At 67.9% G+C, this 1,333-nt stretch carries 1 protein-coding gene; it reads right to left on the bottom strand.

The window, feature by feature from the left end:
• Positions 1 to 19 precede the first annotated feature (19 nt).
• Complete coding sequence (locus ACFYO8_RS29610) at positions 20 to 1,189, bottom strand: ISAs1 family transposase (RefSeq protein WP_354875072.1); 1,170 nt, start codon at positions 1,187 to 1,189, stop codon at positions 20 to 22.
• Between the last annotated feature and the right edge of the window lie 144 nt (positions 1,190 to 1,333).

Genomic DNA, 1,333 nt, shown 5'->3' with positions numbered 1-1,333 from the left:
CAGGGCCCCGGCAAAGTCGTCAGGTGACGCCGAGGAGTGCCAGTGGGCGGGTGCTGTCGCGGGCGTGATGGCGGGTGCCGGCGGCGATGTTGGTGACTCCGGCGGTGCGTAGGGCGCCGATGGCGGCGTTGCGTAAGGCGGCCATGACCTCGGGTCCGTTGCCGGTGCGGATCTGGCTGCGGTCTTCGTCGTAGGTGACATCGCGGACCCAGTGGATCTTGTTTTCGATGTGCCAGTGCCCCCGGATCCAGGCGGCCAGTTGCGCGGGCTTCGCTTGGTGCACGCGTAGGTCGGTGATGGCGTAGACCGTTTCGGTGGTGAAGCGTTTCGGCTGGTCGAGTCGGTGTCGACGGCGGCGGATCTGTATGGCCTGGGCCGCGTGCGGGAAGTCGATGCCGGTGGAGATCGTCAGGATTTTGAGAGTGCGGATCTCGCGGCGACCGTGACCGCGGTCGGTGTCGCGGGTGGCGTTCGGGACGGCCCGCCAGGGCAGCGCGGCGAGGTGCTGATGCAGGTGAGGCTGGTTGCCTTTGACGGTCAGGATCCAGTGGGCGCCACGTTCGGCGAGGTAGGTGACGTGCTCACGCTGACAGTGCAGCGCGTCGGCGGTGATCACGGTGTCGCGTAGATCGCCGATCTGGTCGAGTAGCGGCTGGAACCGGGTGATCTCGTTGGTCTTGCCGTCCACGTCGGTGTCGGCCAGGACCACGCTGCTGACCTGGTCGCAAGCAGCCATCACATGTCGGGCGGCAGCGTCGGTGGTGCGGGATCCGCGCAGCGACTTCCCGTCGACCGCGATCGCCCGCCGGCCCGTCGCGGCGCTGGGCGCGGCACGCCCGTCGAGCCAGAGACCGATCGCCGCAGTCAGCAACTGCGGGTCCAGGGCCTGCAACAGTCGGCGGATCATCGCTTCGGATGGCCGCCGATCCGGGGCGATGCCCAGGGCCAGGACGGTCGTGTCCGGAGCGTCGGCGACCCATTCGGCGATCGCGGCATACGAGCGGTAGCCGGCAACCACGGCACAGACCGCCGCGGTCACCACGACCGGCAGCCTGTGCCGGACACCCCGCCGGGCACGCGGATCAGGTAGACCGGCGAGTGCTGCGGGCAGCCCACCAGCGGTTTCGGGAACGGTCAGAGCCGGTGCGCGGGACAGAGAAGAGGTCAGCGATGATGGCAGTGCGGGCATGGCTCACTTCGGATAGATCATCGTGGCGTAGAGAACCTTGATGATCTTCTGAACTGGTCATGCCCGTCTTGCTGCTACCAACACCGGCGCTTCTACTTCGAACCACCCAAGCCGGACACCCTCACGACTTTGCCGGGGCCCTGG

Source organism: Micromonospora sp. NPDC005257 (assembly GCF_042872445.1).
In the GTDB taxonomy this organism is placed as follows: domain Bacteria; phylum Actinomycetota; class Actinomycetes; order Mycobacteriales; family Micromonosporaceae; genus Micromonospora.
Note: the sequence above shows the minus strand (reverse complement) of the source record. Positions and strands in the feature narration are given on the sequence as shown.